14 protein-coding genes are annotated in these 17,171 nt (G+C 73.0%); 12 read left to right on the top strand and 2 right to left on the bottom strand.

What is annotated here, in order from left to right; genetic code table 11:
* Nucleotides 1-13 precede the first annotated feature (13 nt).
* Nucleotides 14-1,726 (bottom strand): alkaline phosphatase D family protein, encoded by a 1,713-nt coding sequence (locus OOJ91_RS33400; protein ID WP_266251419.1) that lies wholly within the window; start codon nucleotides 1,724-1,726, stop codon nucleotides 14-16.
* A gap of 82 nt (nucleotides 1,727-1,808) precedes the next feature.
* Between OOJ91_RS33400 and ftsY the strand changes: the two genes are divergently transcribed.
* The 10 genes from ftsY to OOJ91_RS33350 all read left to right on the top strand — a co-directional run bounded on the left by ftsY (nucleotide 1,809) and on the right by OOJ91_RS33350 (nucleotide 13,474).
* The gene (gene ftsY, locus OOJ91_RS33395) at nucleotides 1,809-2,999 is read left to right on the top strand and encodes a signal recognition particle-docking protein FtsY (RefSeq protein ID WP_266251418.1); all 1,191 of its coding nucleotides are present in this window, start codon (nucleotides 1,809-1,811) and stop codon (nucleotides 2,997-2,999) included.
* Between the two features lie 6 nt (nucleotides 3,000-3,005).
* Complete coding sequence (locus OOJ91_RS33390) at nucleotides 3,006-3,869, top strand: phosphotransferase (RefSeq protein ID WP_266251417.1); 864 nt, start codon at nucleotides 3,006-3,008, stop codon at nucleotides 3,867-3,869.
* A gap of 275 nt (nucleotides 3,870-4,144) precedes the next feature.
* Nucleotides 4,145-5,557, top strand: coding sequence for an ammonium transporter (locus tag OOJ91_RS33385; RefSeq protein WP_266251415.1), 1,413 nt, complete (start codon nucleotides 4,145-4,147; stop codon nucleotides 5,555-5,557).
* Nucleotides 5,558-5,582: 25 nt separating this feature from the next.
* Entirely contained in the window at nucleotides 5,583-5,921 is a 339-nt protein-coding gene (locus OOJ91_RS33380) for a P-II family nitrogen regulator (RefSeq protein WP_007456507.1), read from the top strand.
* A 16-nt stretch (nucleotides 5,922-5,937) separates the two neighbouring features.
* Nucleotides 5,938-8,214, top strand: coding sequence for a [protein-PII] uridylyltransferase (locus tag OOJ91_RS33375; protein ID WP_266251414.1), 2,277 nt, complete (start codon nucleotides 5,938-5,940; stop codon nucleotides 8,212-8,214).
* Between the two features lie 403 nt (nucleotides 8,215-8,617).
* Nucleotides 8,618-9,784, top strand: coding sequence for a sensor histidine kinase (locus OOJ91_RS33370; protein WP_266251413.1), 1,167 nt, complete (start codon nucleotides 8,618-8,620; stop codon nucleotides 9,782-9,784).
* Entirely contained in the window at nucleotides 9,781-10,437 is a 657-nt protein-coding gene (locus OOJ91_RS33365) for a response regulator transcription factor (protein WP_266251410.1), read from the top strand. Before OOJ91_RS33370 ends, OOJ91_RS33365 begins: the two co-directional genes overlap by 4 nt.
* 126 nt (nucleotides 10,438-10,563) lie before the next feature.
* Entirely contained in the window at nucleotides 10,564-12,126 is a 1,563-nt protein-coding gene (gene ffh, locus OOJ91_RS33360) for a signal recognition particle protein (protein WP_266251408.1), read from the top strand.
* A gap of 70 nt (nucleotides 12,127-12,196) precedes the next feature.
* Nucleotides 12,197-12,376, top strand: coding sequence for a hypothetical protein (locus OOJ91_RS33355; RefSeq protein ID WP_266251406.1), 180 nt, complete (start codon nucleotides 12,197-12,199; stop codon nucleotides 12,374-12,376).
* A gap of 18 nt (nucleotides 12,377-12,394) precedes the next feature.
* Nucleotides 12,395-13,474 carry an amidohydrolase family protein gene (locus OOJ91_RS33350; RefSeq protein ID WP_266251403.1) on the top strand — a complete coding sequence of 360 codons (1,080 nt, stop codon included), beginning with the start codon at nucleotides 12,395-12,397 and terminating at the stop codon, nucleotides 13,472-13,474.
* Nucleotides 13,475-14,099: 625 nt separating this feature from the next.
* Here the strand turns inward: OOJ91_RS33350 and OOJ91_RS33345 are convergent.
* Nucleotides 14,100-14,702 carry a TetR family transcriptional regulator gene (locus OOJ91_RS33345; protein WP_266251401.1) on the bottom strand — a complete coding sequence of 201 codons (603 nt, stop codon included), beginning with the start codon at nucleotides 14,700-14,702 and terminating at the stop codon, nucleotides 14,100-14,102.
* 220 nt (nucleotides 14,703-14,922) lie between these two features.
* Between OOJ91_RS33345 and proS the strand changes: the two genes are divergently transcribed.
* A complete protein-coding gene (proS, locus tag OOJ91_RS33340; protein ID WP_266251400.1) occupies nucleotides 14,923-16,329 on the top strand; it encodes a proline--tRNA ligase in 1,407 nt (468 codons plus the stop codon).
* Between the two features lies 1 nt (nucleotide 16,330).
* Nucleotides 16,331-16,987: a DUF402 domain-containing protein gene (locus tag OOJ91_RS33335; protein ID WP_323178596.1), complete on the top strand. Its 657-nt coding sequence runs from the start codon at nucleotides 16,331-16,333 to the stop codon at nucleotides 16,985-16,987.
* Nucleotides 16,988-17,171: the final 184 nt, after the last annotated feature.

The raw sequence follows: 17,171 nt of genomic DNA, 5'->3' as shown, positions 1-17,171 counted from the left end.
CGGCGGGGCGTGTTCAGTCGTCGCCGGAGAGGCGGCGACTCATCACCGGCCGTAGGTGCCCGTCGCTCGTGGTGCCCTCGATTGTCACCTCGGCCTGCCGGCCCCGGTGGGTCAGCGTGGCGACGGCATTGCCGAAGTAGGGGCCTGCCATCTTGCGCCAGCGCACCCCCGGGCGTCGGACACCCGCCGAGCGGGCCAGCGCCCGGGTGGCGCCCGCCGGCCCGGACGACCAGCCCAACCGCATCAGCGGGCGGATGCCTGCCGGCACCTGGTTGTGGATCGGCGAACAGGTGAGCTGGTGCACAGGTGTGACGACCGTGGGATCGGCGAACCGGGCCCGGGCCACGTACGAGTGGTGCACGTCCCCGGAGAGCACGCTTATCGACGCCGGTGGGGCGTACGCCGGCCCGGCGCCGACCCGGGCGCCGGACTGTCTCGGGGTGCCGGTGCCGATCCGGGCGAAGGTCTCCCCGAGCGCCTCGAACGAGCGCCGGAACGCCGCCCAGTGCTCCAGGTCGAGGGCCCGGCGCAGCTTCTCGGCCCCCCGGGCCACCCACGGCCGGCGCGAGTCGGCAAGCTTCTCGTTCCACGCCTCGATGTGGTGGATGCCCTGGGGCAGCAGCCAGGGCAGCGAGGCGCCGACCACCAGGTGGTCGTAGACGCCGTGCGCCTGGTCGAGGAACCACGACCACTCGCCCGGCGGCAGCATGGCGCGGCTGCCCGCCTCCAGCACCCGGCTGCACCGGTTGTCGAGCATGACCAGCCGGGTGCGCCCCAGGTCGAGCGCGTAACTCCACTGGTACTGCACCGCGCGCCAGCGTTCGGTGTCGTGTGCCAGGTCGGACTCCTGGTCGACCCGGTGCCCGAACTCGCGCAGCACACTCGTGGCGTCCTCCGCGACGGCGACCTTGGCGAAGATCGGGTCGGCGGCGATCTCGTCCGGGGAGAGGTTGCCCAGGTGCTGGTAGACCCAGTACGAGGCAAGCCCGCTGCCGATCCGTTCGGCCCACCACGGCTGCTCACGCATCTCGGCACGCCACGCCGCCGAGGTGTTCCAGTCGTCGATGATCTCGTGATCGTCGAAGATCATCACGCTCGGCACGGTCGAGAGCAGCCAACGGATCTCCGGATCGCGCCACGACTCCAGATAGAGCTTGGTGTACTCGTCGAAGCTCACCACCTGGTCGGCCGGCGCGCCCTTGGGACGCCGCCGACGCCGACGCAGCAGCCGCCGCACGGTCGGCGAGGTGACGTCGGCGTAGACCTGGTCACCGAGCAGCACCAGCAGGTCGGGCAGCGCGTTCGACTCGGGGTCGGCCATCAACCGACGGGCGTACGCGTCAAGCGCGTCCGGCGGCAGCTTGCGGGTGGTGGCGTGCTGGGTGGTCTCCCGACAGGAGCCGAAGATCAGGCTGACCGGCTGGTCCAGGTCGTCGGCCGCCCGGGTGCGGATCACGCTCGGCGGAAAGCCGCTGCTCCGGACCGGCCAGACCACCTCGTCGTCGACAAGCACCTCGTAGGTCGTCGCGCTGTCCGGGGTGAGCCCCTCCACCACGACGAGGGCGTAGTGGTGCTCGTACGCCGAGAAGGTGGGTGCGGTGCCGGTGGCGCCGTGGGCGGTGCGGACGGTGACCACGGCGGGCGCGGCGGTCTCCACCCAGATCGTCGCCCGGGTGTCGACCACTCGCCGCAGAAGTGGGCCGATCAAGAGGTGTGCGGCGGGCATGCGGCGAGCCTACCGCCGGTTCGTGAGACCGGCCGGGTGCGGTGGCTGGGACGCCGTCGCCGGCATCTGACAGGATTCCGGCATGGCCGAATATCTCGTCCTCGCTCTGGTCCTGCTCGGTGTGCTGATCGCCGGCACAGTCGGGCTGGTCGTGCCGCGCCTGCGGCGGCGGCCCGAGCCCCCGCTTCCGCGCACCGAGGTCGACACCCGGGCCGAGGAGGATCTCGCCGGCCCGCCGGTCGAGGCACCGGAGTCCGATCTGTCCACAGGTGTCCTGGTCGAGCCGCCACCTGTCATCGAGGCGCCCGCCCCGACCGTGGAGGTGCCCGAGCCGACCGCCGGCCGCCTGGTCCGGCTCCGCTCGCGGCTGTCGCGGTCGCAGAACGTCTTCGGCAAGGGTCTGCTCGGCCTGCTCGCCCGCGACCACCTCGACGAGGACGTCTGGGAGGAGATCGAGGACAGCCTGATCACCGCCGACGTCGGCGTCGAGGCGACCCGCGACATCGTCGACCGGCTGCGCGAGCGGACCCGGGTGCTGGGCACCCGCTCGGCAGGTGAGCTGCGCGCGCTGCTCGCCGCCGAGCTGGTCAACGCCCTCGACCCCGGCATGGACCGTTCGCTGCGGACCGCCCCGAAGGACGGCGTGCCCGCGGTGGTGCTCGTCGTCGGCGTCAACGGCGCCGGCAAGACCACCACCTGCGGCAAGATCGCCCGGGTGCTTGTCGCCGACGGCCGGACCGTGCTGCTCGGGGCCGCCGACACCTTCCGGGCCGCCGCCGCGGACCAGTTGCAGACCTGGGGCGAGCGGGTCGGCGCGGAGACCGTCCGCGGCCCGGAGGCGGCCGACCCGGCAAGCGTCGCGTTCGACGCGGTCCGCCGTGGCGTCGACACGGGCGTGGACACCGTGCTCATCGACACCGCAGGCCGCCTGCAGAACAAGGTCGGCCTCATGGACGAGCTGGGCAAGGTCAAGCGCGTGGTGGAGAAGCAGGGCCCCATCGACGAGACGCTGCTCATCCTCGACGCCACGACCGGTCAGAACGGTCTGGAGCAGGCCCGGGTGTTCACCGAGGTCGTCAACGTGACAGGCGTGGTACTGACCAAGCTCGACGGCACCGCGAAGGGCGGCATCGTGATCGCCGTGCAGCGCAAGCTCGGCATCCCGGTGAAGCTCGTCGGCCTCGGTGAGGGCAAGGACGATCTCGCTCCGTTCGACCCGGCGCAGTTCGTCGACGCGCTGCTGGGCACCGAACCCGCCGGACGGGACGCGTAGTCTCGGGTGACCACTGACGATCGCGCGTACGCGGGCTGGCGCGACCCCGGCCACCCCTCGCAGCGCCTCGGGAGACCGTACGTGACTTCGCAGGAGATCCCGCTGCACGGCGGCAACGTGAGCACCGTGGTCCGGGTCGGTGACACGGTCCGTCGCAACGCCGGGCCGTGGACCCCGTCCGTGCACGCCCTGCTGCGCCACCTGGAGTACGTCGGGTTCACCGGCGCACCCCGGGCGCTCGGGATGGACGAACGCAACCGGGAGGTGCTGTCGTACCTGGAGGGGGAGTGCGGGGAGTACCCGCTCGCCCCGCACTGGGTGACCGACGAGGCGCTGGTGACCGTCGCCACCATGCTGCGGATGTTCCACGACGCGCAGTACGGGTTCGCCCCGCCGCCGAACGCCGTCTGGCGCTCGTTCGGGCCTCCGCCGCCGGACACCGAGGTGATCTGCCACCACGACGCCGCGCCGCACAACGTGATCTGGCGGCCCGACGGCACGCTCGGGCTGATCGACTTCGACCTCGCCTCGCCCGGCGCCCGGATCTACGACGTGGCGTACGCCGCGTGGACGTGGGTGCCGATCTTCGCGGACCGGGACTCGATCACGCTTGGCTGGAAGCACCCGGACCGGCCGCGCCGGCTACGGCTCTTCGCCGACGCGTACGGGTTGATCCCGCGGGACCGGCACCGGCTGATCCGCACCATCCGCAAGCGGATCGTGGACCACGTCGAGGGCATCCGCCGGATGGCCGCCGCCGGTGAGCCGGCGTTCGTCCGGATCGTGCACAAGGGGCACCTGCGGCGGCCGATGCGTGATCTGCGGCTGCTCGACTACGAGCGGCACGCGCTGGAGAACGCCCTCCGCTGAGCGCCGTCCGGTCGATGCTCGGTCGGGCTCGTCAAGCGCACCGGTCGATGCCGCTGGCCGGTCAGCCATCGAGGTTCGCCGTCCGGTCGATCCACAATCGTCCATGCTGCTGACTGTGCGGAGTTCGTGACACGTCCGAAACAACTGGTCACGAGACGGAAACCCGCACGGGACCCTTGGTGAAACAGCCGGCCGCGAAGCTTCCGCGCAACCGGCCTACGGGCGACGCTGCCCCGGAAAGCCGCGAAGGAGGACTTCACCTTTAGGAGGCCAGCGTGCCTGAAGCACCGACGATCGACGGCGCCAATACCACGTGGCTGCTGGTTTCGACCGCGCTCGTGCTGCTCATGACCCCCGGACTGGCGCTGTTCTACGGCGGCCTCAACCGGGCCAAGGGCGTACTCAACATGATGATGATGAGCTTCACGGCCATCGGGCTCATCTCTGTTCTGTGGTGGTTCTACGGCTTCAGCGTTGCCTTCGGCACCGATCAGAGCGGCATCATCGGTGACCCGAGCACGTACCTCGGTACCAAGACGTTCCTCGCCGAGTCCGACCTGTGGGGCGCCACGACGGAAAACCCCAGCGGCATCGGCATCCCGCTCTACGTGTTCATGGCCTTCCAGATGGTCTTCGCCGTGATCACCGTCGCGCTGATCAGCGGCGCCATCGCCGACCGGGCCAAGATCGCCGGCTGGCTGCTGTTCGCGTTCGGCTGGGCCACCCTGGTCTACTTCCCTGTCGCCCACTGGGTGTGGGGCGGCGGCTTCATCGGCGCCGACCTCCACGCGCTGGACTTCGCCGGCGGCACCGCGGTGCACATCAACGCCGGTGCGGCGGCCCTGGCCGTGGCGCTGGTGCTCGGCAAGCGGCTCGGCTGGCCCCGCGAGGGCATGAAGCCGCACAACATCCCGCTCGTCGCGCTCGGCGCCGGTCTGCTGTGGTTCGGGTGGTTCGGGTTCAACGCCGGTTCGGAGCTGACCGTCGACTCGGTCGCCGGCCTCGCCTTCATCAACACCCAGCTCGCCACCGCGGCCGCGGTGCTCGGCTGGATCGCGGTCGAGTGGGTCAAGGACCGCAAGCCGACGATGGTGGGCGCCTCGTCCGGTGCCATCGCCGGCCTGGTCGCCATCACCCCGGCCTGTGGTTTCATCGCCCCGTGGGCGTCCGTGCTGCTCGGCATCGTCGCCGGGGTCGTGTGCGCGCTCGCGGTAAGCCTCAAGTACCGGTTCGGCTACGACGACTCCCTCGACGTGGTCGGCGTGCACTTCGTCGGCGGCTGGATCGGCTCGCTCTGGCTGGGCCTGTTCGCCACCAACTCGGTCAACGCCGCGATCAGCGACGTGGTGGGCGCCTCCGACGGCCTGTTCTACGGCGGCGGCGCGACCCAGCTCGGTCGGCAGGCCCTCGCCGGCCTGATCGTCACCGCCTGGTCGTTCGGCATCGCCTGGGTGCTCGCCTTCGTCATCGAGAAGACGATCGGCTTCCGCGTCAAGGGTGAGGCCGAGGTCGAGGGCATCGACATCGCCGAGCACGCCGAGAGCAGCTACGACCTGTCCCCGGCCGGCGGCGGCACGGGCGGCGCGTTCGCGATGGCCGGCATCGGCACCCCCGGTGGCGGCACGCCGAGCGGTGCCACGCCGGAGGCCGAGTCCACCGAGCCGGTCAGCGCCAAGGTCGCCGGTTAACGTTCCTGGGATGGAGGGGTTGGACATGAAGCTGGTGACCGCGGTCATCAAGCCGTACCAGCTGGACGCGGTGAAGGAGGCTCTGCACGCCCTGGGCGTCGCCGGGCTGACCGTCAGCGAGGTCCAGGGGTACGGACGGCAGAAGGGGCACACCGAGGTCTACCGGGGTGCCGAGTACACGGTCGAGTTCCTGCCCAAGATCCGGGTCGAGGTGCTCACCGACGAGATCGACGTGGAAAAGATCGTGGACGCCATCGTCGGCGCCGCCCGTACGGGCAAGATCGGCGACGGCAAGGTGTGGGTCACAGGTGTCGAGGAGGTCGTCCGGGTGCGTACCGGCGAGCGCGGCCTCGACGCCCTCTGATCCGGGCCACGACGACATGACCTCGTTGATCAAGAAGGACGCGTCAGGGCACGCCGGTGACGGCGACGCGAACTTCTTGATCAACGAGGTCGTCGGCGTACCCGGGGGGATCGGGGAGGCCGCCCGGCGGGCGCGGGCGGCCGCGTACGACGATTTTCTGCGCGGGTTGCTGCCGGCACGCGACGGGGTCGCGCTGATGGCCGTCGGGGGGTTGGGGCGGCGGCAGTGCGCCCCCTACGGCGACCTCGACCTGGTACTGCTGCACGCCGGGGTGCCCGGCACGGACGACCTGGCGGCCTCGGTCTGGTATCCGATCTGGGACGCCGGCCTGCGCCTGGACCACTCGGTGCGGACCGTCTCCGAGGCTCTGTCGGTGGCCCAGGACGACGTCAAGGTCGCACTCGGACTGCTCGACGCCCGCCTGGTGGTCGGCGACCAGGGACTCGCCGACGCCCTGATCCGCACCGCCGCCGATCACTGGCGGCGTACCGCCGTCCGCCAACTGCCGGGCCTGCGGGAGGTCACCGTCGCCCGCTGGCAGGCGCACGGCGAGCTGGCCTTCCTCCTCGAAGGTGACCTGAAGGAGGCCGCCGGCGGGCTGCGCGACGTGGGACTGCTGCGCGCGATCTCCGCAGCCGGGATCACCGACGCGCTGCGCCCCGCCGTCCGCGCCGCCCACCTGCGCCTGCTGGACACCCGCGACGCCCTGCACCAGCAGGTCGGTCGCCGGGTCGACCGGCTTGTCGCCCAGGAACGCGCGGGTGTCGCCGCGCTGCTCGGCGTGGAGGACGGCGACGCCCTCCTCCGTCGGGTGGCCGGGGACGCGCGCACGGTCAGCCACGCCCTCGACGACGCCTTCCGCGCCGCCGACCGGCTGCGCTCGGGCCGCTCCCGGGGCGGGAACGGTGCTCCCGTGCGCCGGCCCGTGGCCCGGGACGTGGTCGAGCACGACGGGGAGCTGGTGCTGGCCCGGACGGCGATCGGCGCGCGCCCCGACCCGAGCCTGTCGCTGCGGGTGGCCGCCGCGGCGGCCACGACCCGGCTGCCGATCGCGCGGGCCACCTGCGAGTGGCTGGCGGCGTACTGCCCCCCGCTGCCCGCGCCCTGGCCGGCCGAGGCCCGGGCCGCGCTGACCACGCTGCTGGGCGCCGGTCCCGGCCTGGTGCCGGCCTGGGAGACCTGCGACAGGTACGGGCTGGTGGACGGCTGGCTGCCCGAGTGGACCAGGCTGCGCAGCCTGCCCCAGCACAACCCGGTGCACCGCTACACCCTGGACCGGCATCTGGTGCAGGCCGCCCACGAGGCCAGCCGGCACACCCGCGAGGTGGACCGCCCCGACCTGCTGCTGCTCGGCGCTCTGCTGCACGACATCGGCAAGGGCCTGCCCGGTGACCACAGCACCGTCGGGGTGCCGCTCGCCGAGACGGTGGCCACCCGGGTCGGGCTGCCCGCCCCGGAGGTCGAGCTGATCGGCACGCTGGTCCGGCTGCACCTGCTCCTGCCCGACGTGGCCACCCGCCGGGACCTCGCCGACCCGGTCACCATCGCGTCGGTCGCCGAGGCGGTGGGGGACACCGGCACCCTCGACCTGCTGCACGCGCTCGTCCGCGCGGACGCCGCAGCCACCGGGCCGGCCGCCTGGTCGGACTGGAAGGGCCGGCTGGTCGCCGAACTGGTAGCCCGCGTCCGTACCGCCCTGGACACCGGCGTGCTGCCCGAGCCACCCGCTCCGGATCCGGCGCTGCTGGCCGGGCCGTTGCCTGTCGTCCACCTCACCGGGGACCGGGTGGCGGTGGCCGCCGCCGACCGGCGGGGCCTGCTCGCCACGGTGGCCGGCTGCCTGGCCCTGCACCGCCTGGAAGTGCTCTCCGCGGACGCCTCGGTGGTCGACGGCCGGGCCCTGGTCGAGTGCCGCGTGCAACCCCGCTACGGCCTGCCGGCCGATCCGGTCCCGCTGCGCGCCGACCTCCGTCGCGCGGTCGCCGGCGACGTGTCCGTCACCCAGCGGCTACGCGGTCGCGCGCTCGCCGCCCGGGGCAGCGGCGCCGCCCCCCGGGTCGTCTGGCACCGCGAGGCCGCCACCGACGCCGTGCTTCTCGAACTCCGCGCGGCCGACGCCGCCGGGCTGCTCTACCGGGTCGCCTGCGCGCTCGACGAGGCGGGTGCCCTGGTCCGCGCGGCGCGCATCTCCACCCTCGGCGCCGACGTGGTCGACGCCTTCTACCTGGTGGGTGGCTGGCCGGACGACGCCACCCGGGAACGCCTGGAGGCCGCCGTCCTCGCCGCCGTCTGACCCAGGTCAGCTCCGCCCGCTGCAGTGCGCGGTGCGCGGTGGGCGGTGGGCGGTGCGCGGTGCGCGGTGCGCGGTGTGCCGTGTGCCGTGACCAGGGCGCGGTGCTCGCTGCGGGGCGACCCGCTCGTCCCCTCGCCGCTGTCCGTGGGGATCCGCCCCTGTCCTCGCGGCTCGGCCATGCCCTCGTGCGGCAGCCCGTGCGGTCATTCCTCGCGCACGGCACCGCGTGTCTGGGCCGCCGCTCGCACCCGCGACACCGTCGTCGCCGACCGGGGCGGGTAGCGCCGCGCGGGCCGGCGGCGGGCGCGGGCCGGCGGCGGGCAGCGGGTACGCCCTGGGGCGTAGGGGCGGTACCGCTCGTGGACGCACGTCACGGGGCGTCCACGCGGGCAGAATGACGGCCATGCGATGGAACGGGCGGCGGGTGTGGCCGGATGCGCTGGCTGACGCCGTGCTCGCCCTGGCGCTGCTCGGGTTCGGGCAGCTCGCCACCGGGCTCGCGGGGGCCAACCAGCCCGGGTCGAGCCCGGTGGACGCCGTCTGCCGGGTGCTGATTGCCGTCGCCGCGCTGGCGCTCGTCGGTCGGCGGCGTGCCCCGGTCGCCGTCCTCGCCGTGGTCACCGTGGCCACCACTACGTACCTGGTGCTCGGCTACCCGTACGGGCCGATTCTGCTCACCTTCCTGCTCGCGGTGTTCACCGTGGCCCTGCGGCTGCCGGTGCGCCCGGCGGCGCTCGCCACCGTCGGCGCGTTCGTGGTGCTGCTGGCGCACGTCTTCTGGTCCCGGGGCCCGGCGCCGGGCTGGACCGGAGTGCTCCCCGCGTCGGCCTGGGCGGTCGTACCCTTCGCTGCGGGTGTGGTGGTGCGGGTCAACCGCGAGGCCGCCGCCCGCAGCCGCGCCGAGCAGGCACGTGATCGTGTCGCGCAGGCCCGGCGGCAGGCCGACGAGGAGCGGCTGCGCATCGCTCAGGAGGTGCACGACGTGGTGGGGCACGGGTTGGCCGCGATCAGCATGCAGGCGGAGATCGCCCTGCATCTGCTGCCGAAACGGCCGGAGCAGGCGGAGGTCGCGCTGACCGCGATCGGTCGCACCAGCCGGGAGGCGCTCGACGAGCTCCGGGTCACGTTGGGCGCGGTACGTCGGGGCGCGGAGCGCGAACCGGTCCCGGGACTGGCCCGACTCCCGGCGCTGTGCGAACGGCTGGCCGGCGCCGGTCTCGCCGTCGACCTGCGCCGCGACGGCGAGCCGCGGGAGTTGCCGACGGCGGTGGACCTGGCCGCGTACCGGGTGGTGCAGGAGGCGCTCACCAACGTGTTGCGGCACGCCGGGGTGGCTCGCGCGGAGGTGACCGTCGGCTACCGGGTCGACGAGGTGACAGTCGAGGTCACCGACCGGGGCGTCGGGGTCCCCGCCGGGTCGTTCGACGCGGCCGACGAGGAGACCGGCGGGCACGGCCTGGCCGGTATGCGGGAGCGGGTGGCCGCGCTGGGCGGGCGGCTGACGATCGGACCGCGCCCGGACGGCGGGTTCCGCGTCTGGGCCCGGCTGCCCGTGGAGCCGCAGGCGTGATCCGGGTGCTGATCGCCGACGACCAGGACCTGGTCCGCCTCGGGCTGCGCGCGCTTGTGGAGAGCGAGGACGACCTGGCGCTCGCCGGTGAGGCGGCCGACGGGCTGCGGGCCGTGGAGCTGGCCCGCGAGGTCCGGCCGGACGTGGTGCTGATGGACATCCGGATGCCCGGAATCGACGGGATCGAGGCGACCCGCCGGATCGTCGCCGATCCCGACCTGACCGGCACGCGGGTGGTGGTGCTCACCACCTTCGAGCTGGACGAGTACGTCTTCGACGCGCTGCGGCACGGTGCGAGCGGGTTCCTCACCAAGGACACCAGGCCGCCGGAGCTGCTGCGCGCCATCCGGCTGGTCGCCGAGGGGGAGGCGCTGCTGTCGCCGTCGGTGACCCGGCGGGTGGTGCGGGAGTTCGCCACCAGGCCGTCACGGGCACCCCGGCCGCACCCGCGGTTGGGCGCCCTCACCGATCGGGAGCGTCAGGTCGTCGGTCTGGTCGGTGAGGGGCTGAACAACGAGGAGATCGCCGCCCGGTTGGTGCTCAGCCCGGCGACCGCGCGGACCCACGTCAGCCGGGCGATGGGCAAGCTGGGAGCCCGGGACCGGGCCCAGCTCGTCGTCTTCGCGTACCAGTCGGGTCTGGTCCTGGGGTGAGGCCCGGGAAGCGGGCCGGGCCGGGCGAGAGCGGCCCTGCGGCGGGGCGGTTACCCTAGCGGTGGCCGGACTCCGCAGTGCCGGCCGCGTTGTGCCCGCCGGAACACTGACAAACGGGATGTTCGCGTGTTTGACACCTTGAGTGACCGCCTGTCCGGGATCTTCACCAAGCTCCGCGGCAAGGGGCGGCTCACCGACGCCGACATCGACGCCACCGCGCGCGAGATCCGCCTCGCGCTGCTGGAGGCGGACGTCGCGCTGCCGGTGGTCAAGGGCTTCATCGCGGCCGTCAAGGAGCGGGCTCGCAGCTCCGAGGTCTCCCAGGCGCTCAACCCGGCCCAGCAGATCATCAAGATCGTCAACGAAGAGCTGATCAACGTGCTCGGCGGCGAGGGGCGACGGCTCCAGTTCGCCAAGCAGCCGCCGACCGTGATCATGCTGGCCGGCCTCCAGGGTTCCGGTAAGACCACCCTGGCCGGCAAGCTGGCCCGCTGGCTCAAGGGCCAGGGGCACCAGCCGCTGCTGGTCGCCGCCGACCTCCAGCGCCCCAACGCCGTCGGGCAGCTCCAGGTGCTCGGTGGCCGGGCCGGCGTCGAGGTGTACGCCCCGGAGCCCGGCAACGGCACCGGTGACCCGGTGCAGGTGGCCCGCGCCTCGATCGAGCACGCGAAGCGCGCCGCCCGCGACATCGTCATCGTCGACACCGCCGGCCGCCTCGGCATCGACGCCGAGATGATGCAGCAGGCCGCCGACATCCGCGACGCAGTCTCGCCGGACGAGGTCATCTTCGTCATCGACGCGATGGTCGGTCAGGACGCCGTCCGCACCGCCGAGGCGTTCCGCGACGGCGTCGGCATCACAGGCGTGGTGCTCTCCAAGCTCGACGGCGACGCCCGTGGTGGCGCCGCGCTGTCGGTGCGCGAGGTGACCGGGCAGCCGATCCTGTTCGCGTCCACGGGCGAGAAGCTGGAGGACTTCGACGTCTTCCACCCCGACCGGATGGCCAGCCGGATCCTCGGCATGGGCGACGTCCTCACTCTGATCGAGCAGGCCGAGCAGGCCTTCGACTCGGATCAGAAGGAGAAGATGACCGCCAAGCTGATGGGCGGCGAGCAGTTCACGCTCGACGACTTCCTCGACCAGCTCATCGCGGTGCGGCGGATGGGCCCGATCGCCAACGTGCTGGCCATGATGCCGGGCATGGGGCAGATGAAGGACCAGCTCGCCGAGCTGGACGACAGCCACTTCGACCGGGTCACCGCGATCATCAGGTCGATGACCCCTGGCGAGCGCAGCAACCCGAAGATCATCAACGGTTCCCGCCGGGCGCGCATCGCCAACGGCTCCGGGGTCACCGTGATGGACGTCAACCAACTGCTCAACCGCTTCGCCGACGCGCAGAAGATGATGAAGCAGATGGGCGGCATGATGGGCCTGCCCGGCGGTGGCCGGCGCAAGGCGACCAAGTCGCCCAAGAACAAGCGCAAGGGCACCAAGGGCGGCGGTCGTCCGCGTACGGGCGCTGGCGCCGGGCTCCCGGGCGGTTTCCCGGGCGGCATGCCGCAGCTCCCGCCGGGAATGGACCCGAACGATCTCGCCGGCGGCGGCCAGGGCCTTCCGCCCGGCTTCAAGCTCCCGAAGATCGACTTCAACAAGCTCGGCAAGGGCGGCGACAAGGGCCCGCGCTGACGCGTGTCGGTGACGGCGGGCCGGTGCCGCCTCTTAGGGTGACGTCGCCGGTGTCCGGTCCTACTGGGTAATGGACCCGCTGCAGGAACGCGTCACGCGCACCGAGTGCACCTTCGGCGCCAACCGCGAGTACGAGCAGGTCGCCCACACCGAGGACCTGTTCGTCACCGAGCGGCCGTGGAAGGTCTCCGTGGACCTGCCGGCCCTGACCTCCCGGAAGAACGACCTGCTCGCCCCCGACGAGGAGTGATCGGGTAGGACTGTGCGCATGGCTCTTCATGTGCGCGGCGTGCTGCTCCCCGACGACGAGGTCCGGGACCTCTGGCTGGTCGGCGACCGGGTGACCTTCACCCCGGTGCCCGGCGCGGAGACCGTCGTGGACGGCGGGTTCGTCCTGCCGGGGCTCGTCGACGCGCACTGCCACATCGGCATCGCCCGCGGCGGTGCCCCGATCACCTCCCTCGACCAGGCCCGCGAGCTGGCCCACGTCGACAGGGACGCCGGTGTGCTGGCGATCCGTGACGCCGGCTCGCCGTACCCGTACCCCGAGTTGGACGACGAACCGGACCTGCCGCGCCTGGCCCGCGCGGGTCGGCACGTCGCGCCCCCGAAGCGCTACCTGCGCGACATCGGTGTCGAGGTCGGCGCGGCGGAGGTGGCCGCCACGGTGGCCGCGCAGGCGCGGGCCGGCAACGGCTGGGTCAAGCTGGTCGGCGACTGGATCGACCGGGGCGTGGGCGACCTCGCGCCGGCCTGGGACGCCGACACCCTCACCGCCGCCGTGCGGGCCGCGCACGACGCCGGGGTACGCGCCGCCGTGCACACCTTCTCCGAGTCGGCCGTCGAGATCATGGTGCGCGCCGGGGTGGACTCGGTGGAGCACGGCACCGGCCTGAGCCTCGACCTGATCGACGAGATGGCCCGGCAGGGCACCGCGCTGGTCCCCACCATGATCAACATTGCCACCTTCGGGGGTATCGCCGAGCAGGCGCGCACCAAGTTCCCCGGGTACGCCGAGCACATGCTCGCGCTGCGCGACGGGTTCCCCGAGGTGGTACGCGCCGCGTACGAGGCGGGCGTGCCGATCTACGTGGGCACCGACGCCGGCGGGGGCATCGACCACGGGCTGGCCGCCGAGGAGATGCTGCTCCTGCACGAGCGCGCCGGCCTGGCACCGATCGACGTGCTCGCCGCCGCCTCCTGGGGTGCCCGGGAGTGGCTCGGCTTCCCCGGCCTGGTCGAGGGTGGCCTCGCCGACCTGACCGTCTACCCCGAGGACCCCCGCCACGACCTACGCGTCGTCCGTGCCCCGTCCCGCACGATCCTGCGCGGCCGAGTCATCCGCTGACTCGCACAGGTGCTGCGCCCCGGCGGTGCTGCGCCGCGTCGTGCCGGCCGTGCGTCGTGCCGGCCGTGCGTCGTGCCGATCCGCGTCGTATGCGGCGCAAGAGCGCGCTCGATCCTGGATGTAGTGGCCTCGGCGGTGAGGAGATACCACTACATCCAGGATCGAGCACGATCTTGGCGTGCGCCGAGATCAATGGCGGGGCAATCAGGAAGATCCGCGCAACATCGGGGATGTTGCTGCCTCCCGGGTGCCCGATACATCAACATCCGGGAAGTTGCGTGGATCTTGGCGCGGGGCGCGTGGTGCGGGCGTGGGGCGCGTGGTGCGGGGCGTGGGGCGCGTGGTGCGGGCGTGGGGCGCGTGGTGCGGGGCGTGGGGCGCGTGGTGCGGGCGTGGGGCGCGTGGTGCGGGGCGTGGGGCGCGTGGTGCGGGCGTGGGGCGCGTGGTGCGGGGCGTGGGGCGCGTGGTGCGGGCGTGGGGCGCGTGGTGCGGGGCGTGGGGCGCGTGGTGCGGGCGTGGGGCGCGTGGTGCGGGGCGTGGGGCGCGTGGTGCGGGGCGTGGGGCGCGTGGTGCGGGGCGCGTTGGTGCGGGGGTTCGGGGGTGCGGGGGTTCGGGGGTCAGGGGGTCAGGGGGTTGGGCGGGTGGCGGCGCTGAACAGGTGGACTGCCAGGTTGGCCAGTGCCGTGGCGGTCTGCTCGATCGGTTCGCGGGGGAGCACGATGTGGCTGACCACCAGCCGGACGATCGTGTCGGCGGCGAAGGTCAGCGCGGCCTGGTCCGCTCCGGGCAGGTGGTCGCCGGCCCAGTCGATCAGCGCGCCGGACGCCTCCGTGAGGACCACCTCGGCGCGGGTGGTGAGGTACGGCAGCAGCTCGTCCGACCCGCCCCGCGCGCTGGTCAGGATCGCCTTGACCAGCGGGTTGTCCGCCGCCGTGGCGAGTGTGTGCGCGATGGCCGCGTACGCGCCGGCGCGCACGTCGGAGCCGTGGGCAAGCAGCGCGTCGCGCACGTCGCCGACGAATCGGTCGACCTCGGCCCGGGCGAGCGCCTCGGCCAGCCCGGCCTTGCTGCCGAACTCGTTGTAGACGGTCTGCCGGCTCACCCCGGCCGTGGCGGCCACTCCGCCCATCCGGACCGCGTCCCATCCGGCGGCGATGGTCCGCGCGCGGGCGGCGTCCACGATCGTGTCCCGCAGCCGCTGGCGCGGTGAGCCCGTCATCGCAGTCATGATGGTCGAATTCTACTGGCGAGCCGGCGCTCAGAGTACGTCGCCCGCCTGCCCGCCTGCCGAGCGCACGTCGCATGTCCAGGGCGCCCTGGGCGGGCCCGCTCAGGACGCGCCGCCGCCCCGCCCGGCGCTGGTGTGACCGCTGCCCGGGGGGCGCTTCGCGCGGCGTGGCGACTCCCGGGCGCGGCGGCGCCCCGCGTGGCGCATAGGATGTGCGGTCATGGCACGCGTGCTCACTCCCCGTGCGGAGGACTTCCCCCGCTGGTACCAGGACCTGATCGCCAAGGCGAAGCTGGCCGACAACGGCCCGGTCCGCGGCACCATGGTCATCCGACCGGCTGGCTACGCCATCTGGGAGCGCATGCAGCTCGAGATGGACGCCCGGATCAAGGCGGCCGGCGCGGAGAACGCGTACTTCCCGCTGTTCATCCCGGAGAGCTACCTCAAGCGTGAGGCCCAGCACGTCGAGGGCTTCTCGCCGGAGTTGGCGGTGGTCACCCACGGTGGCGGCAAGAAGCTCGCCGAGCCGGTGGTGGTGCGACCCACCAGCGAGACGGTGATCGGCGAGTTCATGGCCAAGTGGATCGACTCGTACCGGGACCTGCCGCTGCTGCTCAACCAGTGGGCCAACGTGGTCCGGTGGGAGCTGCGTCCGCGGATCTTCCTGCGGACCAGCGAGTTCCTCTGGCAGGAGGGGCACACCGCGCACGCCACCCGCGAGGACGCCCGCGCCTACGCGCGGCGGATCCTGCACGAGGCGTACGAGGATCTGATGGTCAACGTGCTCGGCATTCCGGTGGTGGTGGGCCTGAAGACGACCCGTGAGCGCTTCGCCGGGGCGACTGCCACGTACACCTGCGAAGGCATGATGGGCGACGGCAAGGCGCTGCAGTTGGGCACCAGCCACGAGCTGGGTCAGAACTTCGCCAAGGCGTTCGACATCAGCTACTCCGCCAAGGAGGGCGGCCGCGAGCACGCGTGGACGACCTCCTGGGGCACGTCGACCCGGATGCTCGGCGGCCTGATCATGGCGCACGGCGACGACAGCGGCCTGCGGGTGCCGCCGAGGCTGGCCCCCATCCAGGCGTACATCATGATCGTCAAGGACGGCGAGGGCGTCGCGGAGGCGGCGGCCAAGCTGCGCGACGGCCTGCGCGACGCCGGTGTCCGGGTCGCGCTCGACGACCGGACCGACACCGCGTTCGGCCGCCGGGCCGTCGACGCCGAGCTGCGCGGCTATCCGGTACGCGTCGAGGTCGGTCCCCGCGACCTGGCCGTGGGCAACGCGACTGTGGTCCGCCGTACCGACGGGTCGAAGTCCCCGACGCCGGTGGCCGACGTGGTCGGCGCGGTGCTCGAGGCGCTGGAGGCCGACCAGCAGGTGCTGCACGACCAGGCGCTCGCCCACCGGTTGTCGCGCACGGTGGAGGTCGCCACCCTCGCGGAGGCGATCGAGGCGGCCGCGACCGGCTGGGCGCGGGTGCCGTGGTCGGCTGTCGGCGTGGCCGGCGAGGCGGAGGCGAACGGCCAGGGCGTGACGGTGCGCTGCCTGCTGCGCGCCGACGGCTCGGTACCGGACTCGGAGGACGAGTCCGACCTGGTCGCCATCCTCGCCCGCGCCTACTGAGGTGACTGTCGACCGCTTCGAGCCGGGTCGGCTGATCCTGCACCGGAACGTGCGGCGGGGGCGGATCGGGTGGGTCCGGCCGGCGCGTGTCGTCCTCGACGACGATCGGGGGCTGCTGCTCTGGGTCGCCGAGGGTTCGCCGGTGGCGCACGAGGTGAACGGGGTCGGTCTGACCATGCGAGGGCTGCCGTTCGCCGACTGGATCACGCCGACGTACCAGCTCGCGCAGGGGCGCTGGAACGGCCCACCGCTGCTGAAGTTCCTGCCCACCGGGGCCGCGCACTCCGTCTGGTGGTTCCGCGACGCGGCGGGCCGGTTCAGCCACTGGTACGTCAATCTGGAGGAGCCCGGCGTCCGCTGGGACGACGGGCCGGTGGCCGGCGTCGACGTGGTCGACCAGGACCTGGACGTGGTGGTCGCCCCGGACCGCACCTGGCAGTGGAAGGACGAGGACGAGTTCGTCGAGCGTCTCGCCTTTCCGGAGGACTACTGGGTGACCGACGAGAAGGCGGTCCGCGCCGAGGGGGAGCGGGTGATCGCGCTCGCCGAGGCGGGTGAGTTCCCGTTCGACGGCACCTGGTGCGATTTCACCCCGCCGGCGGAGTGGGACGTACCGGACGAACTTCCGCCCGGGTGGGACCGCCCGCCGGTGCGCTGAGAGGTGTCCCGGGTCACCTGCGGCGCGGTGTCCGGGTCCGATGCGAGACATCGGCGTCGGATCTGGCAGAATGGGTCGCTGGTATCCGGCGCGCGTCCGGCGCCCTCTAACCCGGGCACGTCGCTAGTCCACCGAGTAGTCTCCGGCCCAACCCCACGGGTCCGGTCGGCGCTCACCCACGCAC

It is taken from the genome of Micromonospora lupini, from assembly GCF_026342015.1.
GTDB lineage: Bacteria > Actinomycetota > Actinomycetes > Mycobacteriales > Micromonosporaceae > Micromonospora > Micromonospora lupini_B.
The sequence above is the reverse complement of the archived record's forward strand: the minus strand, read 5'-3'. Positions and strand labels throughout refer to the sequence as shown.

What these genes read in the sequence shown, in the direction of transcription:
- proS (WP_266251400.1), top strand. Translation starts at nt 14,923, where the DNA reads ATGGCACGCGTGCTCACTCCCCGTGCGGAGGACTTCCCCCGCTGGTAC.
- OOJ91_RS33370 (WP_266251413.1), top strand. Translation starts at nt 8,618, where the DNA reads ATGCGATGGAACGGGCGGCGGGTGTGGCCGGATGCGCTGGCTGACGCC.
- OOJ91_RS33355 (WP_266251406.1), top strand. Translation starts at nt 12,197, where the DNA reads ATGGACCCGCTGCAGGAACGCGTCACGCGCACCGAGTGCACCTTCGGC.
- OOJ91_RS33375 (WP_266251414.1), top strand. Translation starts at nt 5,938, where the DNA reads ATGACCTCGTTGATCAAGAAGGACGCGTCAGGGCACGCCGGTGACGGC.
- OOJ91_RS33350 (WP_266251403.1), top strand. Translation starts at nt 12,395, where the DNA reads ATGGCTCTTCATGTGCGCGGCGTGCTGCTCCCCGACGACGAGGTCCGG.
- OOJ91_RS33345 (WP_266251401.1), bottom strand. Translation starts at nt 14,702, where the DNA reads ATGACTGCGATGACGGGCTCACCGCGCCAGCGGCTGCGGGACACGATC.
- OOJ91_RS33380 (WP_007456507.1), top strand. Translation starts at nt 5,583, where the DNA reads ATGAAGCTGGTGACCGCGGTCATCAAGCCGTACCAGCTGGACGCGGTG.
- ftsY (WP_266251418.1), top strand. Translation starts at nt 1,809, where the DNA reads ATGGCCGAATATCTCGTCCTCGCTCTGGTCCTGCTCGGTGTGCTGATC.
- OOJ91_RS33400 (WP_266251419.1), bottom strand. Translation starts at nt 1,726, where the DNA reads ATGCCCGCCGCACACCTCTTGATCGGCCCACTTCTGCGGCGAGTGGTC.